Source organism: Actinoplanes sp. NPDC049265, assembly GCF_043197135.1.
Lineage (GTDB): Bacteria > Actinomycetota > Actinomycetes > Mycobacteriales > Micromonosporaceae > Actinoplanes.
The window spans coordinates 71,018-97,909 of sequence record NZ_JBICSP010000016.1 but is presented as its reverse complement, the minus strand read 5'-3'; the positions used below and the strand labels follow the sequence as shown (position 1 = coordinate 97,909).

Annotated in this window: 24 protein-coding genes and 1 pseudogene; 6 read left to right on the top strand and 19 right to left on the bottom strand. The window is 70.7% G+C overall.

The genetic code is table 11. The features are described from left to right. Positions 1-235: 235 nt before the first annotated feature. Positions 236-3,145: a preprotein translocase subunit SecA gene (gene secA / locus ACGFIO_RS31860; protein WP_392831761.1), complete on the bottom strand. Its 2,910-nt coding sequence runs from the start codon at positions 3,143-3,145 to the stop codon at positions 236-238. 317 nt (positions 3,146-3,462) lie between these two features. Between secA and ACGFIO_RS31855 the strand changes: the two genes are divergently transcribed. Then, positions 3,463-4,515, top strand: coding sequence for a GNAT family N-acetyltransferase (locus ACGFIO_RS31855; RefSeq protein WP_392831759.1), 1,053 nt, complete (start codon positions 3,463-3,465; stop codon positions 4,513-4,515). A 123-nt stretch (positions 4,516-4,638) separates the two neighbouring features. On the opposite strand, the gene hpf is transcribed toward ACGFIO_RS31855, so the two are convergent. The 10 genes from hpf to ACGFIO_RS31805 all read right to left on the bottom strand — a co-directional run bounded on the left by hpf (position 4,639) and on the right by ACGFIO_RS31805 (position 15,093). After that, positions 4,639-5,265, bottom strand: coding sequence for a ribosome hibernation-promoting factor, HPF/YfiA family (gene hpf, locus ACGFIO_RS31850; protein WP_392831757.1), 627 nt, complete (start codon positions 5,263-5,265; stop codon positions 4,639-4,641). A gap of 119 nt (positions 5,266-5,384) precedes the next feature. Next, on the bottom strand, positions 5,385-6,173 hold the full coding sequence (locus tag ACGFIO_RS31845) for a ComF family protein (protein WP_392831755.1): 789 nt from the start codon (positions 6,171-6,173) through the stop codon (positions 5,385-5,387). Next, a complete protein-coding gene (locus ACGFIO_RS31840) occupies positions 6,170-7,753 on the bottom strand; it encodes an LpqB family beta-propeller domain-containing protein (RefSeq protein WP_392831753.1) in 1,584 nt (527 codons plus the stop codon). The genes ACGFIO_RS31845 and ACGFIO_RS31840 overlap by 4 nt, the downstream gene beginning before the upstream one ends. 440 nt (positions 7,754-8,193) lie before the next feature. Continuing rightward, positions 8,194-9,837: an MtrAB system histidine kinase MtrB gene (gene mtrB / locus ACGFIO_RS31835; protein WP_392831750.1), complete on the bottom strand. Its 1,644-nt coding sequence runs from the start codon at positions 9,835-9,837 to the stop codon at positions 8,194-8,196. A gap of 53 nt (positions 9,838-9,890) precedes the next feature. After that, positions 9,891-10,580 (bottom strand): MtrAB system response regulator MtrA, encoded by a 690-nt coding sequence (gene mtrA / locus ACGFIO_RS31830; protein WP_364318935.1) that lies wholly within the window; start codon positions 10,578-10,580, stop codon positions 9,891-9,893. A gap of 51 nt (positions 10,581-10,631) precedes the next feature. Next, entirely contained in the window at positions 10,632-11,891 is a 1,260-nt protein-coding gene (gene efeB, locus ACGFIO_RS31825; protein ID WP_392831746.1) for an iron uptake transporter deferrochelatase/peroxidase subunit, read from the bottom strand. Continuing rightward, entirely contained in the window at positions 11,888-13,018 is a 1,131-nt protein-coding gene (efeO, locus tag ACGFIO_RS31820; protein ID WP_392831744.1) for an iron uptake system protein EfeO, read from the bottom strand. Before efeO ends, efeB begins: the two co-directional genes overlap by 4 nt. 7 nt (positions 13,019-13,025) lie before the next feature. Beyond that, positions 13,026-13,859 carry an iron uptake transporter permease EfeU gene (gene efeU / locus ACGFIO_RS31815; protein WP_392831742.1) on the bottom strand — a complete coding sequence of 278 codons (834 nt, stop codon included), beginning with the start codon at positions 13,857-13,859 and terminating at the stop codon, positions 13,026-13,028. A gap of 142 nt (positions 13,860-14,001) precedes the next feature. Then, positions 14,002-14,196, bottom strand: coding sequence for a DUF397 domain-containing protein (locus ACGFIO_RS31810; RefSeq protein ID WP_392831739.1), 195 nt, complete (start codon positions 14,194-14,196; stop codon positions 14,002-14,004). A gap of 27 nt (positions 14,197-14,223) precedes the next feature. Then, positions 14,224-15,093, bottom strand: coding sequence for a helix-turn-helix domain-containing protein (locus ACGFIO_RS31805; protein WP_392831738.1), 870 nt, complete (start codon positions 15,091-15,093; stop codon positions 14,224-14,226). Between the two features lie 547 nt (positions 15,094-15,640). Between ACGFIO_RS31805 and ACGFIO_RS31800 the strand changes: the two genes are divergently transcribed. Then, positions 15,641-16,189, top strand: coding sequence for a hypothetical protein (locus ACGFIO_RS31800; RefSeq protein ID WP_392831736.1), 549 nt, complete (start codon positions 15,641-15,643; stop codon positions 16,187-16,189). A gap of 133 nt (positions 16,190-16,322) precedes the next feature. Here ACGFIO_RS31800 and manA read toward each other — a convergent pair whose 3' ends face one another. From manA to ACGFIO_RS31770, 6 genes and pseudogenes are all read right to left on the bottom strand, one after another. Continuing rightward, positions 16,323-17,471: a mannose-6-phosphate isomerase, class I gene (gene manA / locus ACGFIO_RS31795; protein ID WP_392831734.1), complete on the bottom strand. Its 1,149-nt coding sequence runs from the start codon at positions 17,469-17,471 to the stop codon at positions 16,323-16,325. Next, positions 17,471-18,445 carry a cation diffusion facilitator family transporter gene (locus ACGFIO_RS31790; RefSeq protein ID WP_392831733.1) on the bottom strand — a complete coding sequence of 325 codons (975 nt, stop codon included), beginning with the start codon at positions 18,443-18,445 and terminating at the stop codon, positions 17,471-17,473. The genes manA and ACGFIO_RS31790 overlap by 1 nt, the downstream gene beginning before the upstream one ends. Further along, on the bottom strand, positions 18,442-19,671 hold the full coding sequence (locus tag ACGFIO_RS31785) for an SIS domain-containing protein (RefSeq protein WP_392831730.1): 1,230 nt from the start codon (positions 19,669-19,671) through the stop codon (positions 18,442-18,444). Before ACGFIO_RS31785 ends, ACGFIO_RS31790 begins: the two co-directional genes overlap by 4 nt. Beyond that, the gene (locus ACGFIO_RS31780) at positions 19,671-19,853 is read right to left on the bottom strand and encodes a Trm112 family protein (RefSeq protein WP_392831729.1); all 183 of its coding nucleotides are present in this window, start codon (positions 19,851-19,853) and stop codon (positions 19,671-19,673) included. Before ACGFIO_RS31780 ends, ACGFIO_RS31785 begins: the two co-directional genes overlap by 1 nt. A gap of 48 nt (positions 19,854-19,901) precedes the next feature. After that, a complete protein-coding gene (locus ACGFIO_RS31775; RefSeq protein WP_392831726.1) occupies positions 19,902-21,281 on the bottom strand; it encodes a phosphomannomutase/phosphoglucomutase in 1,380 nt (459 codons plus the stop codon). A 113-nt stretch (positions 21,282-21,394) separates the two neighbouring features. After that, positions 21,395-21,805, bottom strand: a pseudogene (locus tag ACGFIO_RS31770) (endonuclease V); the annotation flags it as partial. A gap of 55 nt (positions 21,806-21,860) precedes the next feature. On the opposite strand from ACGFIO_RS31770, the gene ACGFIO_RS31765 reads away from it, so the two are divergent. From ACGFIO_RS31765 to ACGFIO_RS31755, 3 genes are all read left to right on the top strand, one after another. After that, positions 21,861-23,141: a GAF domain-containing protein gene (locus ACGFIO_RS31765; RefSeq protein ID WP_392831725.1), complete on the top strand. Its 1,281-nt coding sequence runs from the start codon at positions 21,861-21,863 to the stop codon at positions 23,139-23,141. 102 nt (positions 23,142-23,243) lie between these two features. Then, positions 23,244-24,767, top strand: a complete 1,524-nt coding sequence (adh, locus tag ACGFIO_RS31760) for an aldehyde dehydrogenase (RefSeq protein WP_392831722.1) — start codon at positions 23,244-23,246, stop codon at positions 24,765-24,767. 3 nt (positions 24,768-24,770) lie between these two features. After that, complete coding sequence (locus ACGFIO_RS31755) at positions 24,771-25,157, top strand: DUF779 domain-containing protein (protein WP_392831720.1); 387 nt, start codon at positions 24,771-24,773, stop codon at positions 25,155-25,157. Positions 25,158-25,378: 221 nt separating this feature from the next. Here the strand turns inward: ACGFIO_RS31755 and ACGFIO_RS31750 are convergent, their stop codons facing one another. Next, positions 25,379-25,741 carry a DUF3499 domain-containing protein gene (locus tag ACGFIO_RS31750; RefSeq protein WP_392831717.1) on the bottom strand — a complete coding sequence of 121 codons (363 nt, stop codon included), beginning with the start codon at positions 25,739-25,741 and terminating at the stop codon, positions 25,379-25,381. Positions 25,742-25,917: 176 nt separating this feature from the next. On the opposite strand from ACGFIO_RS31750, the gene ACGFIO_RS31745 reads away from it, so the two are divergent. After that, a complete protein-coding gene (locus ACGFIO_RS31745; RefSeq protein WP_392831715.1) occupies positions 25,918-26,400 on the top strand; it encodes a metallopeptidase family protein in 483 nt (160 codons plus the stop codon). Positions 26,401-26,432: 32 nt separating this feature from the next. Here the strand turns inward: ACGFIO_RS31745 and ACGFIO_RS31740 are convergent, their stop codons facing one another. After that, positions 26,433-26,690, bottom strand: coding sequence for a WhiB family transcriptional regulator (locus ACGFIO_RS31740; RefSeq protein WP_285690347.1), 258 nt, complete (start codon positions 26,688-26,690; stop codon positions 26,433-26,435). Positions 26,691-26,892: the final 202 nt, after the last annotated feature.

Sequence of the window (26,892 nt, the reverse complement as noted above, 5' to 3'; positions counted from 1 at the left end):
CCCGGCCAGGTTGACGAGGAAGCAGCCTGCTGAGGCGGCCTGACAGAACGCCCAGAGCAGCCCGCGGACGCCCAAAGGCAACCCGGCGGAGGCGACCGACGCGGGTCGCCCGGAACAGCCCGCCGAAACGACCCGATAGGGGGTCGCCGGAACGGCCGGCCGAGACCCACCCGAGCCAGAGCCGCCCCGCCGAGCCACCCGATCGGGTGGCTCGGCGGGGCGGCTCGCGGAACTGTCAGGCGGGCCCGCCGGGGGCGCCGTGGCAGCGCTTGTACTTCTTGCCCGAGCCGCAGTAGCACGGCGCGTTGCGGGACGGGCCGTTGGACTCGGCCTGGGCGGGGTTGGTGCGGGGGGCACGGCGGCTGGCGGCCGTGTGGGCGGGGCTGGCGGGGACGGGTGAGCCGCCGGCGCCGATGCCCAGGGCGGGTGCGGACGGCTGCTGCTGGATGACGGGGGCGCCGTCGCCTGCTTCGCCGTCGATGGCGGGTGCCGTGTATTGCAGGTTTTGCGGGCGACGGTCGCCGCCGAGGCCCTTGGCTCGGACCTCGACCTGCTGCTCGGACGAGGACGCGGACGAGGCGGAGGCGGGGAGCGGGACGGCCTGGGTCGGGTCGACGGTGACGGTGGGCTGCTCCTCGACCTGGACTTCGAGGTTGAAGAGGAAGCCGACCGCCTCCTCCTTGATGCCCTCCATCATCTGGTTGAACATGTCGAAGCCCTCGCGCTGGTACTCGACCACCGGGTCGCGCTGCGCGTACGCCCGCAGGCTGATGCCTTCCTGCAGGTAGTCCATCTCGTACAGGTGCTCGCGCCACTTGCGGTCGATCACCGCCAGCAAGACCTGGCGCTCGAGCTCGCGGATCGCCTCTTCGCCGAGCTCGTCCTCGCGGGTCTGGTAGGCCGCCCGCGCGTCCTGCTTGAGCTGCTCGATGAGGAAGTCGCGGTCGACCGAGCTGCGTTCGCCGCCGCTCTCCTCGACGATGTCGTCGATGGTGACGGTGACGGGGTAGAGCCGCTTGAGGTTGGTCCAGAGCTGGTCGAGGTCCCAGTCCTCGGCGTAACCGTCGGCCGTGGCGACCGACACGACGTCGCTGATCACGTCGTCGATCATGTGTTCGGCCTGGTCGTGCATGTCTTCGCCGTCGAGGACGCGCTTGCGCTCGGCGTAGATCACCTGGCGCTGCTTGTTCATGACCTCGTCGTACTTGAGGACGTTCTTGCGGATCTCGGCGTTCTGCGCCTCGATCTGGGTCTGGGCGCTGCGGATCTGGCGGGTGACCATCTTTGACTCGATGGGCACGTCCTCGGGGATGTTGAAGCGCTCCATGACCGCCTCGACGGCGCCGGCGCGGAACCGCTTCATCAGGTCGTCCTGCAGGGACAGGTAGAAGCGGGACTCGCCGGGGTCGCCCTGCCGGCCGGAGCGGCCGCGGAGCTGGTTGTCGATGCGGCGGGAGTCGTGGCGCTCGGTGCCCAGGACGTAGAGGCCGCCGGCGGCGATGACCTCGGCGCCCTCGGCCTCGCAGGCTTCCTTCCAGGCGGGAAGGACCTCTTCGAGGGCCTTGGCGTACTCCTCGGGCGACTCGACCGGGTCGAGGCCGCGCTGGGCGAGCTCGGACGAGGCGAGGAACTCGGGGTTGCCGCCGAGCAGGATGTCGGTGCCTCGACCGGCCATGTTGGTGGCGACCGTGACGCCGCCCTTGCGGCCCGCCTGGGCGATGATCGTGGCTTCCTGCGCGTGGAACTTCGCGTTCAGCACGCTGTGCGGGATGCCCCGGCGGCGCAGCAGGGTGGAGAGGATCTCGGAGTTTTCCACGCTGACGGTGCCGACGAGGACGGGCTGGCCGGTCTCGTGGCGCTCGGCGATGTCCTCGATGACCGCGTTGAACTTGGCCTTCTCGGTCTTGTAGATGACGTCGGGGTGGTCGATGCGGATCATCGGCCGGTGCGTCGGGATGCTCACGACGCCGACCTTGTAGACCGTGTTGAACTCGCCGGCCTCGGTCTGCGCCGTACCGGTCATGCCGCCGAGTTTCTCGTACAGCCGGAAGTAGTTCTGCAGGGTGATGGTGGCCAGGGTCTGGTTTTCCTGCTTGACCTCGACCCCCTCTTTGGCCTCGATGGCCTGGTGCATGCCCTCGTTGTAGCGGCGGCCGTGCAGGATGCGGCCGGTAAACTCGTCGACGATGAGGACCTCGCCGCCCTCGTTGACGATGTAGTCCTTGTCCTTGCGGTACAGCTCCTTGGCCTTGATGGCGTTGTTCAGGTAGCCGACCAGAGGGGTGTTCACCGACTCGTACAGGTTGTCGATGCCGAGGCGGTCTTCGACCCGGCCGACGCCGCGCTCGGTGATGGCGACGGTGCGCTTGGCCACGTCGACCTCGTAGTCGCCCTCGCCGTCGGTGCCTTTTTGCAGCCGGTTGACGATCGAGGCGAATTCGCCGTACCACCGCTGCGAGTGCTCGGCCGGACCGGAGATGATCAGCGGGGTGCGGGCCTCGTCGATGAGGATCGAGTCGACCTCGTCGACGATGGCGAAGTTGTGGCCGCGCTGGACCAGCTCGGCTTTCGACCACGCCATGTTGTCGCGCAGGTAGTCGAAGCCGAACTCGTTGTTCGTCCCGTAGGTGATGTCGCACAGGTAGGCCTCGCGGTGTTCCGCCGCGGGCCGGTTGGGCAGGATCACGCCCACGGTGAGGCCGAGGAACACGTGCACCCGGCCGACCCACTCGGCGTCGCGCTGGGCGAGGTAGTCGTTGACCGTGATGATGTGCACACCCTTGCCGCTCAACGCGTTGAGGTAGGCCGGGAACACACCGGTCAGGGTCTTGCCCTCACCGGTCTTCATCTCGGGGATGTTGCCGAAATGCAGCGCGGCGCCGCCCATCAGCTGGACGTCGTACGCTCGCTGACCCAGCACCCGCCGCGCGCCCTCGCGGGCCGTGGCGAACGCCTCGGGCAGCAGTGAGTCGAGCGACTCGCCGTCGGCAATTCGCTCCTTGTACTGCTGCGTGAGGTCCCGCAGCTCGTCGTCGGTCAGATCAACGTAGTCATCCTCGATCGAGTTGACCGCGTCAGCGATCGCCTTGAGCTTGCGCACCATGCGGCCTTCGCCGGCGCGCAGGACCTTTTCCAATATCGACACGGGTCAGCGCTCCCCTAAACAGTCTGCCGAACCATGGTAGGCGTCTCATCGCACCGGGCGTGAGCCGAGCCCTCGGTTAACCGCGCAAAAGGTGCGAAACCACGCTGTCAGTTCGCTGAAAGCTGAGCCGGGAATTTCGGTTGGCGCGCCGTACGCGGCCGCGAGCAGGATGGCGGAGGCAGGCCGGGACGGGCGCGGCGGGTCGCCGAAAAGGCCGCTCGACCGTGGAAGGCTGCCCGAGGCAGTCCCTTCGCCGGACGGCAGCCGTTACGACTGTGGGGTGGTTCGATGGTGACGACGAACGAGGCGGTCGCGGCGTGAGTGTTCGAGAAATCAATGGCGATGGGGTACGCCTCCGTCCGCTCGCCGAGGCCGAGCTGCCCGAGCTGATCGACGGCTGGGACGAACCGGCCGGCCGCTGGGGCGCGACCGGCGCGGGGGCCTGGGCGATCGCCGATCCGCAGACCGATCGCCTGCTGGGCGCCATCGCGCTCGATCACCGCGACGCGTCCCGCGGCCAGACCGAGACCTTCTTCTGGGTACGCCCGGACGACCGCCGCCGCGGCGTCGCCACCGCCGCCCTGACCGCCCTGGGCGACTGGGCCTGCACCGACGGCGGCTGGTCCCGGCTGGAACTGCTCGCGTCCTGGCCCGACGCCATCGCCCAGCGGGTGGCGATGGCGGCCGGGTTCCAGCGTGAGGGCGTACGCCGCAGCGCCCTGAGCGACGGCACCGGCGCCCGCCAGGACGCGGTCGTGCACGCCCGGGTGGCCGGCGACCCGCCCGGCCCGGTGCCCCGGCTGCTGCCCGACTTCCCCGGTGGCGAGCTGACCGACGGCGTGGTGACGCTGCGCCCGCTCGGTGCGGCGGACCTCGCCTTTTACATGGCCCTGCACACGGTGCCCGACGTGGTGGCGACGACTGTGCCGCCGGTGACGCCGTCGGCGGAGAAGAGCCGGTTGCGGTGCACCACGGCGGAGGCCTACTGGCTGGCCGGCATCCGCGTCGACCTGGTCGTCGTCGACACGGCCACCGGCACGCCGACCGGCGGGATGGGCCTGTTCAATCAGGAGCCCAGCACCGGTCAGGCGATGATCGGGTACAGCCTGATGCCGGAGTGGCGCGGCAAGGGCTACGCCACCCGGGCGGCCCGGCTGCTCTCGCTGTGGGCGTTCGCCGAGACCGGTATCGCCCGCCTGATCGCGGGCACGATGCCGACCAACGTGGGTTCCCAGCGGGTGCTGATCAGGGCCGGTTTCCGCCCCGAGGGCCTGATGCTCTCGCGGCTGCCCGGCATCAACGGCACCCGCCAGGATGACATCCAGTTCGTCCTGTTACCTCGGGACGTCCTGAACGCCGCCGTCGGTTAGGGCGGAGCGGGCTGATCGTCGACGAAATGCACCGCTCCACGCGTCTCGCCGGGTAACCGGTGTGCCGCGTCCGCACACCAGGCGGACGGCGGCACACCGCGCGTCATCATGGCGGCGGCGAAATCAGCCGGTCTGTTCCAAGGAGATGATGCCGTAGTCGTAGCCGCGACGGCGGTAGACGACGCTGGGCCGGCCGCTCTCCTTGTCGTGGAACAGGTAGAAGTCGTGGCCGACCAGCTCCATCTGGAAGAGGGCGTCGTCCACGGTCATCGGGTCGGCGGGGTGCTCCTTTTCCCGGACGATGCGCCACGGCTGCGTGTCATCGTGTTCCACGAGCGCGGCGGCGAGCGTCGGCTCCGCCTCTTGGGCGGGCGGCTCGAAGCTCGGCAGGTCGGTGGGCAGGCCGGCGGTAGCGGCGGCCACCGAGACAGGGGCGTGACGCCCACGGTGGACGCGTCTGCGGTCGGCGGCGCGGCGCAACCGGGCGTCCAGCTTGCTGATGGCGCAGTCCAGGGCTGAGTAGAAGTCTTTCGCACATGCTTCCGCGCGAACCACGGGACCCCTGGTCATGACCGTGATCTCGACGCGCTGACACTTTTCTGACTGCCGCGGGTTGCGTTCGTGGAAGAGTTCCACGTCGGCCCTGATCAGCTTCTGGTCGTATCGTTCGACCTTGCTCAGCTTCTCGGCGACATGTTCCCGGTAATGCTCGGGAACCTCTACGTTGCGGCCCTTGACGACAATGTCCACTCGTGACCTCCCCCAACGTTGGTTCAGAACGTGACTGCGGAGAAACCTCGTTTCGGGTAGTGGGTAGGAGCAGAGACCTACCCTGGTCATGACGACGCTAACCTGCCGACGCCCGCACGTCACCCCTCGTTCGGGGAACCACCCGCATGGCGCGAGGTCCCGGCCCCGCCACGGGGCGGACGGCCGGCGGTCCGGGGCGGCGGGGTCCGGCGCAGCCGGGTGGCGGCGATGACCGCAGCTCCTGTCACCTGCATGTTCGCCTCCTCCAGCCGGGCCGTGACGACGGCCAGCGTGGCCCCGGTGGTGACGATGTCGTCCACGACCACCAGGGTGCTCCTCATCGTGGTCCGGCGGGTCGGAACGGCGATTCGGGTTTTCCGGATTCGCAGGGAATTCTCAGCCGCCACTCGCCGTGCCGACACGCCCAGTGACGCGGAGTCAGGCCGCGGCGCCGCACGTAACGGTTGCGCCATTGCGGCGTCCCACCCGGACCGGCGCAGACGCCGCACCGCGTGGGTGGCCAGTCGCGCCATGTGATCACCGAGGCGCTCACGCTGCGCGGCCACGGTCGACGGCACGGGTACGACCAGCAACGGCCCCGGCCGTGCCGGCGCCACCTCGGCCACCGCCGCGGCCAGAACGGCGCCCAGCGGCCGGGCCAGGGCGTGCCGCCCGTGCTCCTTGTAGGCCAGCAGCATCCCGCGCACCGCCCCGCCGTAGGTGCCGGCGGCCACGCACCGCGGCATCCCGGGCGGCGGTGGCTCCGGCGTGGCCACGCCGGGCCGGAGCTGTTCCACCTCGGCCACGCAGGTCGCACAGGCGCCGTGCCGCAACGGCACCCGCTCGGCGCCGCAGCCGGCACACCCGCCCGGCAGGACCAGGTCGGCCAGCTCGCGCAGAACGCTCAATTGAGGAAGAACGGCGCGGTCGGCACGATGTTGGGGGGCGGGTCGGTGACCGTCTGGGCCAGATCCTTGACGGTTATCTTGCCGGTCCGCTGGTCGTCGTAGGCCGAGCCGCCGACCATGTAGGCCACCGCGCCGGAGTCGTCGCTGCGGGCCGGGTTGGCCGGGCGGGAGGTCAGGTCGGTCACCGCGGTGGAGGAGAAGTCGTCCTGGCGGAAGTTCTGGGCCGCGCCGTCGATCGTCACCTCCATGATCGCGTACCGCTGACTGCCGGGTTTGAGCCCGGCCAGCGCCAACGAGTCCTCGGTGCTCCAAGTGACGGTGGTCAGCGATTCCAGCTCGGCCCGGACCACGTGCGGCGAGACGAGTTTGAGGCCGCCGTCGCCCGTGTCCAGCCCGGCCAGGTAGAGCGCACCGCCGGCGATCAGCGCCACCCGGCGGGCGTCAGGCGCGACGGCCACCGAGGTGATGCCGCCCGGCGCACCGCCCGGCCAGTCGACCACGGTGAGCCCGCGCTCGCGGGTGCGGAAGCCGTCGGCCGGGAAGCTGTAGAGCGCGCCGTTGATGGGGATCAGGCCGTACGTGCCGGGGTCGGCGCCGATCGGGGAGGTGGCCCAGACCGGGCGTCCGATCGTGCCGGAGAGCCGCTTGCGGGTCAGCGTGACCGTGTCGCCCGCGCCGGTCGCGCCGACCTTGAGCGCCAGCCGGCCGCCGGGTTCCTCGACCACCAGGGCCGCGTACGACCGGGAGCCGGCCGTGGCCAGCGCCGCCGACCGGATGTTGCGGTTGTCCTGCGACCGGATGATCGGGACCGGGTCGCCGGACCGGTAGGACTGCGCGAGCCGGACGATCTGCTTGTTGTAGAGAGCGAACCGCTGCGCTTCCTCCGGCTGGTAGGCCGGGTTGGCGGTCAGGTAGTCGTCACCGGAGAAGGTGTAGTCCTGATGCTCGACGTTGAGCGCCAGCGTGTTCGGCAGCGGCCGCAGCGACCAGCGCAACTGCTGCTGCAACCGCTGCAGCGCGGCGGCCGCGTCCTTGTCGGGCAACGCCTGCCCGGACAGGCTGATCTGCAGGGTCTGGTTGTTGATGGCCGGCACGTTGCCGATCGGCTTGGTGCCTTGGGGCAGCGGCTCGACCACGCCGGCCAGCCAGTCCTGCCTCGGCCCGTTGGTCAGCCAGTCGAGGATCTGCCTCGGCCGCTGCGCCTCGGGCAGGTCGAGCGGCAGGTAGCGCACGTCGGGCACCAGGCCGGTGTGGTCCTCGTCCCAGAAGTAGATCGGCTGCCGCTTGTAGTAGCGGCCCAGCGCCTGATCGCTGATCAGCACCCCGGGCAGCGGTGTCAGCAGGAAGAGCCCGTTCTGCCCGCCGACCTCACCGATCTTCAGGGCCAGCGTCTGCACCGCCGGGTTGTCCGACGGCTCCAGCACGCCGTCCTGCTTGAGCAGGCCGACCTCGCGGAACTTGATCGTGACGACCGGGTCGTCGGGGTTGTTCTGTGGCTCGCCGACCGGGCGAATCACCCGGATCCCGTCGGGTGAGGGCTTGAAGTTGGCGCCGGCGTCGGGGCTGAGGAACTGTTTCATCCGCTCGGCCGCGGGGGGCGGGGGCCCCCCCCCCCCCGGCCCGGGGGGGGGCCCCCCCCCCCGTGCGGGTGTGGTGTGGGGGCGGGCCCACCCGGCCGGGGCGGGGGCGGTCGGGGGGGGGGGGGGGGGGGGGGGTGTGGGCGGGGGGGCGGGGGGGGGGGGGGGGTGGGGGGGGGGGGGGGGGGGGGGGGGGGGCCCCCGCCCCGGCGCGGGGGGGGGGGGGGGGGCCCCCCCCCCCCCCGCGGCCAGGACGTTGCTCGCGAACTCCTTGACGTTGGTGGTGTCGAGCCGGAACACCCGGTCGGGGGCGGGGCCGTTCGCGCTGACCTCGCCCGAGACCGGTCCGGGTTTGAGCGGACGGACCTCGGTGTTGTCGGGGATGCCGCAGCCGCCGGCCAGCAGCGTGGCCGTGGCGACGAGCGCGACGAGCGGGCGGCGCCTCACCGGGTCACCTCCGCCGGTTCGGACGGCGGCAGCTCACGGTCGCGCGGGATCAGCGGCAGCGGCGCGGCCACCAGCCGGTCACCGGCCCGGACGGGCAGGGTCAGCCGGAACTGGGAGCCCTCGCCCGGCGCACCCCACGCCTCCAGCCAGCCGCCGTGCAGCCGGGCGTCCTCGACGCTGATCGACAGGCCCAGGCCGGTGCCGCCGGTCTGCCGCGCACGGGACGGGTCGGCCCGCCAGAACCGGTTGAACACCAGCCGCTCCTCCCCCGGCTTGAGGCCCACCCCGTGGTCGCGCACGGTGATCGCCACCGCGGCGTCGTCGCTGGCCACGGTGACCAGCACCGGTCTGCCCTCGGCGTGCTCGACCGCGTTGCCGACCAGGTTGCGCAGCACCCGCTCGACCCGGCGCGGGTCGATCTCGGCGATCACCGGGCTCTCCGGCAGGCGCAGCTCGACCGTGACGCCGACCCGTTCGGCCAGGCCGGCCAGGCCCTCGGCGACCCGCTCGACGATCGGCGTGACATCGGCGTGCTCGGCGTCCAGGGCGGCGAAGCCGGCGTCGAAGCGGCTGATCTCGAGCAGGTCGGTGAGCAGGCTCTCGAAGCGGTCGAGCTCGGCCTGCAGCAGCTCGGCGCTGCGGGCCACGGCCGGATCGAACTCCTCGCGCTCGGAGAAGATCAGATCGGCGGCCATGCGTACGGTGGTCAGCGGTGTCCGCAGCTCGTGCGACACGTCGGAGGTGAACCGCCGCTGCAGGCGGGACATCTCTTCGAGCCGGACGATCTGCCGCTGCAGGTTGGCCGCCATCTGGTTGAACGAGGCGGCCAGCAGGGCCAGGTCGTCCTCGCCGCTCACCTTCATCCGCTGGTCGAGCAGGCCGGCCGAGAGCCGCTGGGCGGTCCGGGCGGCCACCCGCACCGGGGTCACCACCATGCGGGTGACCAGGGCGGCCACCACGCCGAGGAGCAGCACCAGCGCGGCGCCGGTGGCCAGCACGGTGGCCCGGATCTCGTTGGCGGCCTGGTCCTCGGTGGTCAGCGGCACCAGGTAGTAGAGCTCGAGGTGGCCGAAGTTGGTCGGCACCGGGGTCCCGTACACCAGGAATTTGGTCTCGACGCCGTCGACCCGCGCGGTGCGAATCTGGGTGGCCTCGGCGCTGTTGCCGCCCACCTCCTGGACCATCTCGGGGGTGATCAGCTCGGCGGTGTCGAGGTTGGCCGAGATGACCGGGCGGATGGTGGCGAAGTGGCTGGACTGGATCGAGACGACCGCGCCGCTGCTGGCCGAGGGGTCGCCGTCGGCCAGCAGGTTGATCGTCTCGTTGAGCGTGCGGGAGAGCGTGGCGTCGACGGCCGAGACGTGCACGCTGAGCTGTTCCTGGGCCACCGCGCGCTTGTTGCGGCCCTGGGAGAGGACCTCGTCCTGGGCCCGGTCGAGCAGGATGTCGGCGCTGCGGTAGGCCACCAGCCAGCCGAACGCGCCGACCAGCAGGCTGGACGCGACCAGGGTGATGGCCACGACGCGCAGCTGCAGCGAGCGGCGCCACTGGCGACGGGCCGGCGCGAGGAACACCCGGAGCCGGCGCAGGAACACACGCCAGTAACGCCGCACCACCCGCAGGGTGCGGCGAACGGGCATCGGAAGCCAGCTAGGAGCGCGCATAGCGAGGCAACATTAGCGCCCCGGAAGGGTCACCCCGTGCCGGCCTTGTAGCCGACCCCACGGACGGTGAGGATGATCTCGGGGCGTTCCGGATCGGGCTCGATCTTGGCCCGGAGGCGCTGGACGTGCACGTTGACCAGCCGGGTGTCGGCGGCGTGGCGGTAGCCCCAGACCTGCTCCAGCAGCACCTCGCGGGTGAACACCTGGCGCGGCTTGCGGGCCAGGGCGACCAGCAGGTCGAACTCCAGCGGCGTGAGCTTCACCTCGGCGCCGTCCCGCGAGACGGTGTGCGCCGGCACGTCGATGGTGATCTGGTTGCCGGGCGGCCCGATGGTCAGCATCTCGGGCGCGGCGTCCTCGCCCCGGCGCAGGCGGGCCCGCATCCGGGCGACCAGCTCCTTGGGCTTGAACGGCTTGACCACGTAGTCGTCGGCGCCGGACTCGAGGCCGAGCACCACGTCGACGGTGTCGCTCTTGGCGGTCAGCATGACGATCGGGATGCCCGACTCGGTGCGGATGGCCCGGGCCACGTCAATGCCGCTCATGCCCGGCAACATCAGGTCGAGCAGCACGATGTCCGGACGGCTCTCGCGGAACGCGGCGAGCGCACGCTCGCCATCGGCCACGAACGACGGCAGGAATCCCTCGCTGCGCAGGACGATGCCGAGCATCTCCGCGAGCGCCGGATCGTCATCGACAACGAGGACACGGGCTCTCATGCGGTCCAATATTGCACTGTCTCCTCCAGCGGCGTGGTACCCGGGGGTCGATCATGCCGCGAAGAGGCCGCTTCCCCAGTAGTCAGCGGCGCTGGTCAGGCCGGGCGGGCAGGCGAAGACGGCGCTGGAGACGTGCCGCAGATACTCGTTCATGTCGTCCCGCGCGGCCAGACTTCGTTGCACCGGGATGAACGACTTACGAGGGTCGCGCTGGTACGCCATGAAGAACAGTCCCGCGTTGAGCCGCCCGAGCCCGTCCGAGCCGTCGACGAAGTTGTAGCCGCGGCGAAGCATCCGGGCGCCGTTGTTGGCCGAGTGGTGGGCCAGCCGGACGTGCGCGGTCTCGGCCACCAGCGGTTCGCCCTGATCGTCCTGGGCGGTCAGGTTGATCTCGTCGAACTCGCCGGCCTGGCCGATCGGCGCGCCGCTGCCCTTGTGCCGGCCGACGATGGCCTCCTGCTCGGCCAGCGACGAGCGGTCCCAGGTCTCGATCAGCATCCGGATCTTGCGGGTGACCAGGTAGGAGCCGCCGGTCATCCAGTCCGGTCCGTCGCCGTCCTGCACCCAGACGTGGTCGCGGAGCAGGTCGGCCTCTTCGGCCTTGATGTTCTGGGTGCCGTCCTTGAACCCGAACAGGTTGCGCGGGGTGGCCTGGGCCTTCGAGGTCGACGAGGTACGCCCGAAGCCGAGCTGCGACCACCGCACGCTGACCACGCCCATCCCGATCCGGGCCAGGTTGCGGATGGCGTGCACGGCCACCTGCGGGTCGTTGGCGCACGCCTGCACCCCGATGTCGCCACCGGAGATGGCCGCCTCGAGCGCGTCGCCGGTGAACTTGGGCAGGTCGACCAGGGCGGCCGGTCGCTTGGCGCGCAGGCCGAACCGGTCGAACACCGACGGCCCGAACCCGACGGTGACGGTCAGCCCGGACGGCGGCAGCCCGGACGCCTCACCGGTGTCGTCCGGCGGCGCCTCGGCGATCCCGTTCATCGCCCCGACCGGCCCGGCGTCCTGCCCGGCGGTCATCCGGCGGGCCGCCGCGGTCCAGTCCTTGAGCATCTGGACCAGGCGGTCGCGGTCCTTGGTGATGACGTCGAAGGCGACGAAGTGCAGCCGGTCCTGCGCGGCTGTGGTGATACCGGCCTGGTGCGCGCCGTCGAACGGGATCGCGCCGGTCGCGTCCGGGCCGGGTGTCTCCTCGCGCTGAGCCAGGAAGGCACCACCGACGGCGGCGGCACCGGTGATCCCGGCCACGCCGGCGCCGGCGAGCGCGATCGCTCGCCGGCGGGAGACGCCCTGCTGGTCGGTCATTTCTTCGACACCACCGCGGCGACCTTGCTGATCGGCTCGGCCAGGGCGTTGATGGCGTCCGAGAGTTCCTTGAGGTCGGCCTGGGTCAGCTGGTTGTGCAGCTTCCAGCCATCCCCGGCGCGGTGCTTGGCCAGCGCGGTGTCGACGTTGGTGAACTCGGTGTCCAGGGTCTTGACCAGGGCCGCGTCGCGTTCCTCGAGCACCGGGCGCAGGGCCGCGATGGCCGCCTTGGAACCTTCCACGTTGGCGTTGAAGTCCCACAGGTCGGTGTGCGAGTAGCGGTCCTCCTCGCCGGTGATCTTGCCCGAGGCGACCTCGTCGAGCAGGCCCTTGGCGCCGTTGGCGAGCTGCAGGGGGGACAGCTTCTCGGCCTGGGCCTTGGTCACGATCTCCTTGACGTCGGTCAGCAGCTGATCCGCGATCGGGCCGTCGGAGGAGATGTCGGGCTTGGCCGCCCACAGGTCCTTCTCGATGCGGTGGAAGCCACCGAACTTCATGCCCTCCTCGGTGACCTCCTCGCGGCCGTCGATCCGCGGGTCCAGGTCACCGAAGATCTCGGCCACCGGCTCGATCCGCTCCCAGTAGGTGCGGGCGACCGGGAACAGCGCCCTGGCCTTGTCGACATCGCCGGCCTTGACCGCGGTGACGAACTCCTCGGTCTTGGTCTGCAGGGCGTCGGTCTGGCTCTTCACGTACCGCGCGTAGCTGTCGGTGGCCGCGGCCAGGGCGGCGTCGTCGGTCAGCGGGGCCGACGAGCCCGAGACGGTGAACGCGGCCCGGATGCCCTTGCCGATCATGCCCGGCTTGCAGGCGGTCTCGTACGACCCGGCCGGCAGCTCGACGTGCAGCTCACGGGAGAGCCCGGGGGCGATGTTCTCAACCTCGCCCATCACTCGGTCGCCGGGCGCGTACACGTAGAACTCGGTGACCTTCTGGCCCTTGTTGGTGACGTTGAAGACGCTGGTCCCGGCGTCGGCCGAGCCCCGGGCGATCTCGCAGGCGGTGTCGTTGGCGGCGACCGTGATCGGGCCGCCCTTCTCGCCACCGGCGGCCGGCTCGTCCGAGGTGCCGCCGCAACCGGCGAGGGCGAGGGCGCCGACCGCCGAGACAACGATGAGGCGTCGCATGACTCTCCTAATTCTGCGGCGCGGGCGCCGGGGTTCGCTTGATGTTCGGGGCAAGAAAGATCAGGAGGACCGGGACGCCGTACGCGATCCAGGCGATCACCTCGAGCACGGTGGCGGTCGGGGTGATGTTGAACATGCCGGTGAGCAGCGCGGTGTACCAGGCGCTGGGGTCGAGCGTGCCGCTGATGTCGTAGGCCAGGTGGTTGAGCCCGGGCAGCACGTTGGACTCCTGCAGGTCGTGCACGCCGTATTTGAGAATGCCGGCGGCGACCAGGATGAGCAGGGCGCCGGTCACGGTGAAGAAGACCGTCAGGTTGATCCGGACCGCCGTGGCGTACATCAGGAATCCGATGACGACGGCCGAGAGGATCCCGCCCAGCAGGGCCACCAACGGTCCGCTGTTGCCGGCGGCGCCCTGCACCGCGGAGTAGAAGATCAGCGAGGTCTCGAGGCCTTCGCGGACCACGGCCAGAAAGGCCATCACGGCCACCGCGATCGAGCCGACCTTGAGCGCGTCCTGCAGCTTGCTGCGCAGCTCACCGGCGATGGACCGGGCGGCCCGGCGCATCCAGAAGATCATCCAGGTGACGAAGCCGACGGCCGCGATGGACGTGATCGCCTCGAAGAGCTCGCGGTGCTCGTACTTCTGCAGCAGCGTGGTCGAGGTGTAGCTGAGCAACCAGCCGAAGATGACGGAGAGGGCGACGGCGAGGCCGACACCGGCCCAGACCTGGATCAGACGGTCCTTGCGCTCCGACTTGACCAGGAACGCGATCAGGATGCTGACCACCAGTGTGGCTTCCAACCCCTCACGAAGACCGATGAGGTAGGTGGCGAGCATGACGGTTCCTTTGCTTGACGATTCTTTGCTAAGGCATTCCTAACTTAGGTTCGCCATACCTTAGGCATCGTCAGGCCCCACCCGTCAAGCCAGGTGTGATGTAAATGAACAGGCGGCCCCGGACAGCCGGGACCGCCCATGATCAGGTGCGGTCGAACTCACCGTCCCGCACACCGTTGATGAAGGCGACCCAGGCGGGCGCCGCGAACCGCAGCATCGGGCCGGCGGTGTCCTTCGAGTCACGCACGTACACGGCGGTCCGCGTCTCCGCGACCTCCACGCAGTGACCGGCGGCGCCGGAGCGGCTGCTTTTGTGCCACATCAGATTGTCGGACAAGACATCCCTCCCCAGAGATTCGACAGTTCATCCTGAAGAACGAGGCAGGGGTCGGCGAAGTCGTTCCCCCGAACGGGTGATGAGCTCGCGGCTGCGCTCGGCGTCCAGGGCCCGGGCGCGTACGTCGTCGAACGCCTCCCGGAAGATCCGGACCTCGTCGTCCTTGAGGTGGAACACGCCGCCGGTGAGGCCCTCGCTGTGCACGATCGGGCCGCGGGCGTTGCCGGCGAACTCGAGGATCATGAAGGACTCGGGCTGGGCCGCGTGCGCGCCGGACGAGAACGGCAGGACCAGCAGTTCAACGGCGGGACGCAGGCTGGCCTCGCGCAGCCGCTGCAGCTGGCGGCGCAGCACACCCGGGCCGCCGACCTCGCGATGCAGCACCGACTCGTCGAGGACCACGGTCAGCCGCGGCGGCGGGTCACGGACCAGCACGGTCTGCCGGGCCATGCGCAGGGCGAGGCGACGCTGGATCGTTTCAGGATCGCTGATGCCGGCGCCGACCTCGATCACGGCCCGGGCGTACTCATCGGTCTGCAGCAGGCCCGGGACGATCTGGGTCTCCCACTCCTCCAGCGCGATGGCCTCGGCCTCGAGGGCGACGAACTCGTCGTAGGGCGCCGGGACCGACGAGCGGTACGGCGTCCACCACACCCGGTCGCGGCCGCGCCGGGCCAGGTGATGGAGCCGGTCGCGGATCTCCGGATGCGCGTCGTAGGTACTGAGCAGACGGTCCAGGTCGGGCTCGCTGATGCCGGTACGCGCGGTCTCGATCCGGCTCAGCTTGGACTCCGACCAGCCCAGCAACTGGGCCACGGACGCGCCCCGCCGCTCTCCCCGCAGACGACGCAGTTCGTCGCCTAGCTCCCGTCGTGCCGTTGATGTCGGCCTCGCCACGCGAACACCGTACCGGGATGGATACGTTCTGCAACTTGCATAGCACCATATGCACTTGCAGACGGGAGGTGACGGGGTGCTTAATGAAAGTGAAAGCACCACCGGTGGCGGCAACCGCCGGAGTTTGGTATGGCCCCCTCCAGCGGCGTGGAGGGGGCCATATTTCTGCGGTCGTCGGGTTGAAGTACTCCGGACAGCGAACGGGGCGACAGGTCAAAGACCTGCCGCCCCGTTCATCCCCCCGGTTTGGTACCGCGCGCGTCCGTGGGACCCCCCGATCACCAATGACGCTGCGTGTTTGTAGCTTCACACTGCGCAAAGGCACATGTCAAGCAAATCCGGAAATTTATGTTTTTTTGCCTTCGTCGCGAGTGCTGTGAATACGCAGCATCACCAGCAGCACCACGACGCCAGAATCAAGATCGCCAACCCCCAGGGGTACGCGTCGGTGCGCGCGTAGAACAGCTGTCTACGCACGGACGACGGACATGCGTCATGTGAACCAGGCCCAACAGGAATCTGACATCCGTCTGTGATGGTCCACGCCATGTCACACCAGATGCGGCTGAGCCGCTACGCCCTGGGGCTCGTCATCCTGCTCGCCGGCTGCTCCGGGCCGGACGCCGAACCGCCCCGGGTCGCCTCACTGCGAACCCCGGCGCCGTCGAGCGCACCGGCCACGGCCGCCGGTGAGCGGCCGGTGTACCCGATCGGCGCGACCGACAAGGAGCGCGAGGCGATCAGCGAACCGTGGGTCGCCTGCCTGGTCGCCGAGGGTGGTCCGAAGTGGAAGAACGACGCCGGCCCGCTCCTGCAGAAGGGCGTCCGGCCGGCCGATTACCCCGAGGGGAAGAAGGTTCTCGAAGCCTGCCTGGACAAGCAGCCGGAGGCGTACGACGACCACCAGAAGCGCACCGACCCGGCGAGCTTCACGGACAACCAGCGCGAATGGTACGAGTGTGCCAAAGGGGCGGGCTACAAGCTGACCTCGCCCGACCCGGACACCGGAGAGTTCGGGCTCACCGAGGTAGGCCCGAACGGCGACGCGGGGTCGCCCAAGTTCCTGGCGTGCAAGAAAAAGGCGTTCGCCGAATGATCCAGGTCGTCGCGGGAGCGGCGACCCCGATGCGGCGGGAGCGGCGACCCCAGATCGCGGAGCGGCCACCCCAGATCGCGGAGCGGCCACCCCAGATCGCGGAGCGGCCACCCCAGATCGCGGAGCGGCGACTCTAGAGCCCGGGTGCGGCCACGAAGACCGTGCCCGTGCCGGCGACTGATATCGGGCCGGCGTCGGCGGCGGCGAACGCGGCCGTGCCCGCGGTGACCTCGACCGGTGTGCCGTGCCCCTCGGCCACGAACGCGTCGCCCTCGACGCCGAGGATGATGCGCGGGCCCTCGGCCGGCACCGGTGTCGGCGGGCGGGAACCGGACAACTCCAGGCGGTAGAGCGCGAAGTCGCGGATCGGCACCCGCCACGTCGAGACGCCCGGCGCCAGCTCGGTGGCCGGGAGGATCGGGTCGTCCAGCACCTCGAAACGCAGCACCCGCAGCAACTCGTCGACGTCGACCCGCTTGGGCGTCAGGCCGCCGCGCAGCACGTTGTCGCTGGCCGCCATGATCTCCACACCGGCGCCCTCGAGGTAGGCGTGCAGGTTGCCGGCCGGCATCCAGATCGCCTCGCCCGGCTGCAGCGTCACGTGGTTGAGCAGCAGCGCGACCAGCACGCCGGGGTCGCCCGGGTAGTGCTCGGCCAGGCGCCGGGCCAGCGGCGCGCCGGCCGCCGCGACCAGGGCTGCACGGTCCTCGGCAGGCCAGGTGAGCAGCAGGCGCACCGCCTCGGCCAGGCCGGCGACGCCGGAACGCAGGGCCGCTACCACCGGCGCCAGCGACGGGACCTCGAACGACTCGAGCACCGAGGCCGAGACGGCGGGATCACGGAAGCCGCACAGGGCCTGGAACGGGGTGAGCGCCACCAGCATCTCGGGCTTGTGGTTGGCGTCGGTGTAGTTGCGCGGCAGCGACGGGTCGGCCTCCTGCGCGGCGAACGCCTTGCGCGCGTAGTCGAGGTCGGGGTGCGCCTGCAGGGAGAGCGGGGCCGAGGCGGCCAGGACCTTCATCAGGTAAGGCAGGTGCGGCCCGAACTCGTCGACCGACGCCGCCCCCAGCTGCCCGGCCGGGTCCGCCGCGATGACGTCGGCCAGGCCGGCCGGCCCGTCGTGCCCGGCCACCGTGGACGGGTCGCCGGGGTGGGCGCCCAGCCACAGCTCGGCCTCGGGCGCGTCGGCCGGTGCGGGCCGGCCCTGGAGCTCGGCCAGGAAGGTCCGCGAACCCCACGCGTACGGCCGGACCACCCCGGTCAGCCGGTGCACGCCGCTCATCAGGCGTGCGCCGTGGGTGCAGCGGCGTCGGCGGTCTGCGCCCCGGCCGGCGGCGCCGAACCGGGGTGGTAGATGTCGGGCTCGATGTAGATCACCCGGGCGATCGGGAGGGCGGCCCGGATGCGGGCCTCGGCCTCGTTGATGTGCGCGGCGATCTCGTCCGCCCGCTCCGACCGCGGCACCGCGATCTTGGCCGCCACCAGCAGCTCTTCCGGGCCGAGGTAGAGCGTCTTCATGTGGATGATCCGCTCGACGCCTTCGCCGGCCAGGAAGGCCTGCTCGATCTTGCGGACGTCCTCGGGGGTGGCGCCCTCGCCGAGCAGCAGGCTCTTGGTCTCGGCGGCCAGGATGACCGCGATGGTGACCAGCAGCAGGCCGATGGCCGCGGTGCCGACACCGTCCCAGACACCGTTGTCGGTGATCAGGGTCAGCACCACGCCGAACAGCGCGAACACCAGGCCGATGAGCGCACCCGCGTCCTCGAGCAGCACGACCGGCAGCTCGGGGGCCTTGGCCCGGCGGATGAACTGCACCCAGGAGGTCTTGCCGCGGGTGTGGTTCGACTCGTGGATCGCCGTACGGAAGGAATAGCCCTCCAGACCGATGGCGATCACCAGCACCACCACCGGGACCCACTGCCAGCTCTCGATCGCCTCCGGGTGCTGGATCTTGTGGTAGGCCTCGTACAACGCGAACAGGCCGCCGACGCTGAACAGCACGATCGACACGATGAACGCGTAGATGTAGCGGTCTCGCCCGTACCCGAAGGGGTGTTCGGGGGTGGCCTTGCGCTGTGCCCGCTTGCCGCCGATGAGCAGGAGCGCCTGGTTGCCGGAGTCGGCGACCGAGTGGATCGACTCGGCCAGCATCGACGACGAGCCGGTCAGCAGCCAGGCGACGAACTTGGTGGCCGCGATGCCCAGGTTGGCGGCCAGGGCCGCGACGATCGCCCTGGTGCCGCCGCCCGCGCTCACGCCCGCCCCTCCGGCTTCGGGTTGCTCAGTTCCTTCATCTCGTCGATGGCCGGCACCGCCATCGGGTCGAGCCCGTGCGCCAGCGCCAGGTAGAGCGAGGCGAAGTCGGGCACCGCGACCAGCGACGCGAGCCGTTCCAGGGTGGAGCCGCCCTCGGCCACGAGCACGTCACAGCGCACGCCGCGGCGCTCGGCCAGGGTCTGCACGGCGTCGGCCCGGCGTTCCTCGACGGCGATCGGCTCGTCCGCGTCCTCCTCGGGGTTGAGCCCGCCGTCCCGGAAGATCACCAGCCGCAGCCGGGTCACCGCCGCCTCGTCGTCGGCGTCCTCCGGGTCGGCGAAGATGTCCCGTGACGACTCGGCCAGCCCGCCGAACACGCCGTCGAGCAGGCCGACCCGGCCGCGGCCGGCCTCGCCCAGCGACCCGGCCATCACCGGGTAACGGGCGTTGGCGGCGAGCGTGTCGGCGAAGCGCCGGGCGGCCACCGTGGCCAGCGGGGACGAGCCCCAGATGACCGGCACCGAACCGGCCAGGCCCAGCGCGAGGGCCTTGGCCGGGTTGACGAACGACTCGGCGCCCGGGCGGGACCGCTCGGCGTCCGCGTCGAGCCGGGTCGCGGTCTCGGCCACGTCGGCCTCGTTGACCTTGACCAGGCCGAGGCTGCGCGCGGCGAACAACACCGGCACGGTCAGCCCCCACAGGCTGGCCCGGGCCGGGGCACGGCGCGGCACCGGGATGAACGGCGCGCGGGCGCGTTCGGCCATCGCCTGCAACTCGGAGTCGGGGCTGCCGATGGCGACCAGCCGGGCCCCCCGCCGGGCGGCGGCGTCGGCCGCGGCCAGCGCCTCCGGGCTGCGGCCACTGCCGGAGACGGCGATCACCACGTCGGCGGCGCCGACCCAGCCCGGCAGGGCCGCGCTGCGGTGCCCGACGATCGGGACCGGGCAGCGCGGGCCGGCGACGGTGGAGAGGATGTTGCCGGTCAGGCCGGCGGTGCCGATGCCGGCGACCACGACCGCGCGTGGGCGGCCCTCGTCGGCCAGGGCGGACAGGTCGGCCTCGGCGGCCAGCGCGGCGGCCTCGCGAACTTGAGCGCCGGCCGACGCGGTGGCCCGGAGCATGCCGCCCGGGTCGCTGTCGAGCATCGCCTGCTCGTTGTCGAGCAGCGACTCATCGACGTTCCGGTGGCCGGCGACACCGGCCGAGCCCTCCAGTGGACTGCTCATCAGGCGGTCTCCCCCGGCCGGCGGGCCTCGTCGAGCAGCAGGATCGGGATGTCGTCCCGGATCTCGAACACCCGCCCACACTCGGTGCAGGTCAGGGTCTGCGCGTCGGCGTCGTGCGTGAGCGGCGCGTGGTGCGTGTCCGGGCACGCCAATATGTCCAGCAACTGTGGATCGAGGGCCACGGAAAAAGGCTCCCTTACGGCGTGGCGGATCAGGGCAACCAGCAGATCCTAACCTCGGACGATGGCCAGCACCTCGTCGCGGAGGGCGGCCATGCGGTCCGGCTTGGCCGCCTCGACATTGAGCCGCAGCAATGGCTCGGTGTTCGAGGCCCGCAGGTTGAACCAGGCGCCGTCGTGCAGGGTCACGGTCAGGCCGTCCAACTCGTCGACCGTGGCGTCCGGGAACGCCGCGCGTACCTCGGCCGTCTTGGCCTTGGCATTGTCGACCGTCGAGTTGATCTCGCCGGAGGCGGCGTAGCGCTCGAACTCGGCGGCGAACTCGCTCAGCGGCCGGTCCTGCCCGCCCAGCGCGGCCAGCACGTGCATGGCGGCCAGCATGCCGGTGTCGGCGTACCAGAAGTCGCGGAAGTAGTAGTGCGCGGAGTGCTCGCCGCCGAAGACCGCGTTGGTGCGGGCCATCTCGGCCTTGATGAACGAGTGCCCGACCCGCGCACGCAGCGGCTTGCCGCCGTTCTCGATGATGATCTCGGGCACGGCCGATGAGGTGATCAGGTTGTGGATGACCGTGCTGCCCGGGAACTTGGCCAGTTCACGCTTGGCCACCAGGGCGGTGATGGCCGACGGCGAGACCGGGTCGCCGTTCTCGTCGATGACGAAGCAGCGGTCGGCGTCGCCGTCGAAGGCCAGGCCGATGTCGGCGCCCTGGGTGCGGATCGCCTCCTGCAGGTCGACCAGGTTGGCCGGGTCGAGCGGGTTGGCCTCGTGGTTGGGGAAGGTGCCGTCGAGCTCGAAGTAGAGCGGCACGACGGTCAGCGGCAGCGCGGCCAGCACCTGGTCGCCGAGCACGGCCGGGACGGTGTGCCCACCCATCCCGTTGCCGGCGTCGACTATCACCTTGAGCGGGCGGATGCCGGACAGGTCGACCAGCGAGCGCAGGTGCGAGGCGTAGTCGGCGAGCAGGTCGCGCTCTTCCACCTCTTGCGGGCCGTCGGCGACCAGGCCGAGGTCGCCGAGCAGGTCCTGGGCCCGCCTGCGGATGACGGCCAGGCCGCTGTCCTGCCCGATCGCCCGCGCGCCGGCCCGGCACATCTTGATGCCGTTGTACTTGGCCGGGTTGTGGCTGGCGGTGAACATCGCCCCCGGCAGGTTGAGCGCGCCGGACGCGTAGTAGAGCTGATCGGTCGAGCCCAGCCCGATGTTGAGCACGGCCGCGCCGGCCGCGTTGGCGCCGCGGGCGAAGGCGCCGGCCAGCGCGGGGCCGCTGGCCCGCATGTCGTGGGCGATCACGATCCGGTCCGCGTCGTCGCCGGACTCCCGCAGCATCTCGATGAACGCGGTGCCCAGCGCCCGGGCCGCCGCCTCGTCGAACTGGTCGGGGACGACGCCACGAACGTCGTACGCCTTGACGATCTGCGACAGATCAGACAATGCTCGCTCCTCAGCCCTGGGGGTCCTGTCGCGAGACTAACGGAGCACGGGTACCGGAAAGGCGGCAACCGCGCACCTGTTCTACACGCCGCCCGGCAGGCGTGGTCGGCCGCGCAGGTGGTCTCGGGCAGGCGATATCGCTTGGTCAGGTGCAGGGTCAGCGCGCAGGCGGTGGCCAGGTCCATCCGGTGGCCGGCCGAGACATAGACCGGCTGGCCATCACAAATCACCACATCGGGCGGTTCTTTCAAGCGTTCAAAGGCTTCGAGTACGGCGGGAAGCTCGCGGAAGGCGAACAGCCCGGGGACGTACGGGAAGGCGGGCACCCCTACGGCCACCACTGTCTCCCGGACGGACAGGTCCGGTCCGAGCACGACCACGGCGGCGGCCAGGCGGTCGTCGGCGTAGGCCACGTCCACACCGGCGAAGCTCGTCGGTGCGTGCGGGACCGGGCCATCGAGCAGTTTCGCGCGCAGCTCGTCCTGGATCGCGTACGCCTCGTCGGCGTTTTCCGGCCAATCCATTCAGCGGAGGTTACTGCGGTTGTTCAAAGGCGTGATGCGGGTCACGATGGGGGGCATGGCCAACCCGTGGCTCGCCCTTGATCTGGGTGCCGATCCGGCTGAGCGGATCCGGCAGGTCGGGCGCGCGCACGAGCGGTTCGTCGCCGGGGACCATCGGATCGGCGGGCCGGGGATTCGGAGCGTGGTAGCCGAGTCGTGGCGGCGGTCGGCCGACGCGATCACGCCGGACAGCACCGCGCCGATCGAGCTGGCCGACGCCGACCTGGAGAGCTACCGCGCCGCGCACCCGCTGGCCCGGGTGCTGCCGATCTTCCGGGACCTGCTCGGCGGGCTGGCCGAGGACGGCGATCACCTGATGGCGGTGTGTGACGCGACCGGGCGGCTGCTCTGGGTCGAGGGCACGGCGTCGGTGCTGCGGGCGGCTGACGCGATGAACTTCGTGCCCGGCGCCCGCTGGGACGAGGCCCACGCCGGCACCAACGCCCCGGGCACGGCGCTGGCCGTCGACCATCCGCTGCAGATCTTCGCCACCGAGCACTTCAGCCGGCCGGTGCAGCGCTGGACCTGCGCCGCCGCCCCGATCCACGACCCGGGCACCGGGCGGTTGCTGGGCGCCATCGACGTGACCGGCGGCGATCATCTGGCCAACCCCCACAGCCTGGCTCTGGTACGCGCGACCGCGCTGGCCGCCGAGGCCTACCTGAGCACCCACCGGCCGCCGTCGGCCACCGCGCCCGCGGTGACGGTGCTGGGCCGCGACGAGGCGCTGCTGACGATCGGTGGCAAACGCGTCCGGCTCGGCCGCCGCCACTCGGAGCTGCTCGTCCTGCTGCTGGAACATCCGGAGGGACGCACCGGCGACCAGCTGAGCCTCGACCTTTACCACGACGATCTGAACCCGGTCACGGTCCGGGCCGAGCTGTCCCGCCTGCGCCGGACCCTCGGCCCGTCGCTGCTCGACTCCCGCCCCTATCGCCTGCACGCCGACCTGGCGTCCGACCTCGGCCGGGTGGCCACGCTGCTGGGCCAGGGCCGGGTGGCCGAGGCGCTTTCCGGGTACGCCGGACCGTTGCTCCCGTCGTCGGATGCCCCGGGCGTGGTCCGGTTGCGGCGGGGGCTCGAAACCCGGTTGCGGGACGCGCTGCTCCGCGCGGGCGACCACCGGCTGGTCGAGACCTGGGTGCGGTCGGCGTGGGGTGCGGACGATCTGGAGATGTGGGAGGTGTACGCGGCGCTGCTGCCGGCCCGCTCGCCGGCCCGGGCCACGGCACTGGACCGCATCGGGCAGCTGGCGGGTGAGTTCGGCCTTCGAGCCGGAAGCGGCGTGCGGCCCTGACCACGACGGCGGCCGGCGGAGACCACGTGACTCGTCGATGGCCCGTACCCATCAAAGCTTTTGCAACGTCCTTGCAACGTTCCCGTAATTAATGTCGCCCGCATGACCACATACTCCCCACCCGGTTCCGACGGCGCGGTCGTCAACTACGAGAGCCGCTACGACCACTACATCGGTGGCGAGTACGTCGCGCCGGTCAAGGGTCAGTACTTCGAGAATCCGACGCCGGTCACCGGCGAGACGTTCACCGAGATCGCCCGTGGCACCGCCGACGACGTCGAGCGGGCCCTGGACGCGGCCCACGGCGCGGCCGACGCCTGGGGCCGCACCTCCCCGGCCGACCGCGCGAACATCCTCAACAAGATCGCCGACCGGATGGAGGCGAACCTCGAACAGCTCGCGGTGGCCGAAGCCTGGGAGAACGGCAAGCCGGTACGCGAAACGCTGGCCGCCGACCTGCCGCTGGCGATCGACCACTTCCGCTACTTCGCCGGCGCCATCCGCGCCCAGGAGGGCTCGCTGGCCGAGCTGGACGACGACACCGTCGCCTACCACTTCCACGAGCCGCTCGGCGTGGTCGGCCAGATCATCCCCTGGAACTTCCCGATCCTGATGGCCACCTGGAAGCTGGCGCCCGCCCTGGCCGCCGGCAACGCGGTCGTGCTCAAGCCGGCCGAGCAGACCCCGGCCTCCATCCACTACCTGATGTCGCTGGTCGGCGACCTGCTGCCGCCGGGCGTGCTGAACATCGTCAACGGCTTCGGCGTCGAGGCCGGCAAGCCCCTGGCGTCCTCCAGCCGGGTGGCCAAGGTCGCGTTCACCGGCGAGACCACCACCGGGCGACTGATCATGCAGTACGCCTCCGAGAACCTGATCCCGGTGACGCTGGAGCTGGGCGGCAAGAGCCCGAACATCTTCTTCGACGACGTGTCCGCGGCCGACGACGACTTCATGGACAAGGCGCTCGAAGGCTTCTCGATGTTCGCCCTCAACCAGGGCGAGGTGTGCACCTGCCCGTCGCGGGCGCTGATCCAGCAGGGCCACTACAACGACTTCCTGGCCGCCGGCGTGAAGCGGGTGGAGAACCTCAAGCAGGGCAACCCGCTCGACACCGACACCCAGGTCGGCGCGCAGGCCTCCAACGACCAGCTCGAGAAGATCCTGTCCTACCTGGACATCGGCCGTCAGGAGGGCGCCAAGGTGCTGGCCGGCGGGGCCCGGGCCGAGCTCGGCGGGAACCTGTCCGGCGGGTACTACGTGCAGCCGACGATCTTCGAGGGCAACAACGCCATGCGGGTCTTCCAGGAGGAGATCTTCGGGCCGGTCGTGTCCGTGGCGCCGTTCAGCGACTACGCCGACGCCATCAAGATCGCCAACGACACGCTGTACGGGCTGGGCGCCGGCGTGTGGACCCGGGACGGCAGCACCGCGTACCGGGCCGGGCGCAACATCAAGGCCGGCCGGGTGTGGACGAACTGCTACCACCAGTACCCGGCGCACGCCGCGTTCGGTGGCTACAAGCAGTCCGGCATCGGCCGCGAGAACCACAAGATGATGCTGGACCACTACCAGCAGACCAAGAACCTGCTGGTGTCGTACTCGCCCAAGGCCCTGGGATTCTTCTAGGCCATGAATGTCACCCGAGTTGACGTGACGCCCGCCGCGGCCGACCTCATGCGGTCGCTGCGGGCAGCACATGGTCCGCTGATGTTCCACCAGTCCGGCGGCTGCTGCGACGGAAGCTCCCCGATGTGCTACCTCGAGGGCGAGTTCCGCACCGGCGCCTCGGACGTGCTCCTGGAGTCCCTCCGGATCGACGGCGTCGCCGAGCCGGTGACGTTCTGGATGTCGAAGTCGCAGTTCGAGCTCTGGAAGCACACGCACCTGACGGTGGACGTGGTCCGCGGGCGCGGCTCCGGCTTCTCGCTGGAGGCGCCCGAGGGCGTACGGTTCCTGATCCGCAGCCGCCTGCTCAGCGAGGAGGAGCTGGCCGAACTGGCCACCCGGACCGGATAGTCATCGGGCGAAGCCCTCAGGAAAGCGCGGCCGCGGGTAGCCGCTGTCCAGTGAGACCAGCCGGGACTGCGGCCCCGGTTGGTCTCATTGCCGTTCGACCTCTCCCAGCACGAGGTGCTGATGACGTTGGAGCCGGTCACCGACGAGGCGATCGAGCACATCGTGGACGACGTCGTCATGCCGGCCCTGACCCGCCGGTAGGCGGTGAGCGCGCGGGCGGGTCAGTTGTCGGGGATGACGCGCAGGTGGCCGCGGCGACCGGTCTGGTGGCCGGGGACGTGGTCGTGCTCGTCGGGGCGGGGTGGCGGGGCCGGGCGGGCGGCCTCGCGGACCGCCTCGGCCAGGGCGACGAGGTCGTCGGTGGTGGGCGGGGGCGGCGCGAACTCGCCGTCGTGGCGGACGAGTTCCCAGCCTCGGGGGGCGGTGAGGCTGCGCGCGTGGGGTTCGCAGAGGTCGTACGTGTGGGGTTCGGCGAAGGCCGCGAGCGGGCCGACGACGGCGGTGGAATCGCTGTAGACGTAGGTCAGGGTGGCGACCGCCTGTCGAGGACAGCCGTTTCGGGAGCAGCGCCGTGGGGACCTCACGGCGGCACGTTATCTCTCCGGCGACGCCGATAAACGCGACACGCCGTACCACCATGCATCACGATTCGGCCATGGCCCGGCGACACGCCGCCCCTTATAGGCGAATTACCCGTGAAGAACCGCCATCCGACCAGGCAAGGCACTAGATCAGCGCTCGATCGGACTACAGTTCACACGTGACCACCAGCCCCGACCGCCGCCGGACCGCCGAACCGGGCCGCGCGGCACGTTCCGCCGGGCCGGGCCGGCCCGCCCGCCGTGACCGGCACGGCCGCGGGCTCCGAGGCCGGCTCGTGCCCGCCACCGTGCCCCTGGCCCGCACCAAGGCCGAGATCTTCGACGACCTGGTGCTGGACACGGTCGAGGCGCTGGAACGGCGTTACGCCAAGGAACTGGCCGGCGTCGAGTTCGCCGTCGAGGACGTCCCACCCGACCTCAACGTCTATGACTCCGACGTGCTCGAGGACGGCGAGGTCCCGTTGGCCCGGCTGCTGCCAGGCCGGCCTGGTCGCCAGGAACTCCCCCCGCGGATCGTGCTCTACCGCCGTCCGCTCGAATTCCGGGCGATGGATCGGGAGGATCTCGCCGACCTCGTCCACGATGTGATCATCGAACAGGTAGCCAACCTGCTCGGCGTCGATCCAGACGAGTTGGCCTGAGCGTGCCCCATATTTGGGGGGGTGAGCGGCCGCTAGGCCACCCTCCGCTTGAGCTTGCGGCGCTCCCGCTCGGAGAGGCCGCCCCAGATGCCGAAACGCTCGTCGTGCCCGAGCGCGTACTCGAGGCACTCCCCCTTGACGTCGCAACGGCCGCAGATCCGCTTCGCCTCGCGGGTCGAGCCGCCCTTTTCCGGGAAGAAAGCTTCCGGATCGGTCTGCGAACACAGGGCTCGCTCCTGCCACTCGGGTGCGTCCCCGAGCAGGTCGACCCCTTCCACCTGCGCTTCCATCGGCGTGCCTCCAAATTTCCTGCGCCGGGTGCAGACCCGGCGCGACCCCCCACGCACGCGGCGTGCTTCGCGGGGTGAACATGGCTTCCGCCCGTCGTCCCCGCAACCCCACCCGAAATTACACGCGTGTAATGCGTGCGTCGTCAAGCCGAACCTGATAAATAGGCCCGTTTCCCCGAGGCGTCCGGACACCTCGTGGTCC

What these genes read in the sequence shown, in the direction of transcription:
- ACGFIO_RS31840 (WP_392831753.1), bottom strand. Translation starts at nt 7,753, where the DNA reads ATGAAACAGTTCCTCAGCCCCGACGCCGGCGCCAACTTCAAGCCCTCA.
- mtrB (WP_392831750.1), bottom strand. Translation starts at nt 9,837, where the DNA reads ATGCCCGTTCGCCGCACCCTGCGGGTGGTGCGGCGTTACTGGCGTGTG.
- mtrA (WP_364318935.1), bottom strand. Translation starts at nt 10,580, where the DNA reads ATGAGAGCCCGTGTCCTCGTTGTCGATGACGATCCGGCGCTCGCGGAG.
- efeB (WP_392831746.1), bottom strand. Translation starts at nt 11,891, where the DNA reads ATGACCGACCAGCAGGGCGTCTCCCGCCGGCGAGCGATCGCGCTCGCC.
- efeO (WP_392831744.1), bottom strand. Translation starts at nt 13,018, where the DNA reads ATGCGACGCCTCATCGTTGTCTCGGCGGTCGGCGCCCTCGCCCTCGCC.
- efeU (WP_392831742.1), bottom strand. Translation starts at nt 13,859, where the DNA reads ATGCTCGCCACCTACCTCATCGGTCTTCGTGAGGGGTTGGAAGCCACA.
- ACGFIO_RS31800 (WP_392831736.1), top strand. Translation starts at nt 15,641, where the DNA reads ATGTCACACCAGATGCGGCTGAGCCGCTACGCCCTGGGGCTCGTCATC.
- manA (WP_392831734.1), bottom strand. Translation starts at nt 17,471, where the DNA reads ATGAGCGGCGTGCACCGGCTGACCGGGGTGGTCCGGCCGTACGCGTGG.
- ACGFIO_RS31785 (WP_392831730.1), bottom strand. Translation starts at nt 19,671, where the DNA reads ATGAGCAGTCCACTGGAGGGCTCGGCCGGTGTCGCCGGCCACCGGAAC.
- ACGFIO_RS31765 (WP_392831725.1), top strand. Translation starts at nt 21,861, where the DNA reads ATGGCCAACCCGTGGCTCGCCCTTGATCTGGGTGCCGATCCGGCTGAG.
- adh (WP_392831722.1), top strand. Translation starts at nt 23,244, where the DNA reads ATGACCACATACTCCCCACCCGGTTCCGACGGCGCGGTCGTCAACTAC.
- ACGFIO_RS31755 (WP_392831720.1), top strand. Translation starts at nt 24,771, where the DNA reads ATGAATGTCACCCGAGTTGACGTGACGCCCGCCGCGGCCGACCTCATG.
- ACGFIO_RS31740 (WP_285690347.1), bottom strand. Translation starts at nt 26,690, where the DNA reads ATGGAAGCGCAGGTGGAAGGGGTCGACCTGCTCGGGGACGCACCCGAG.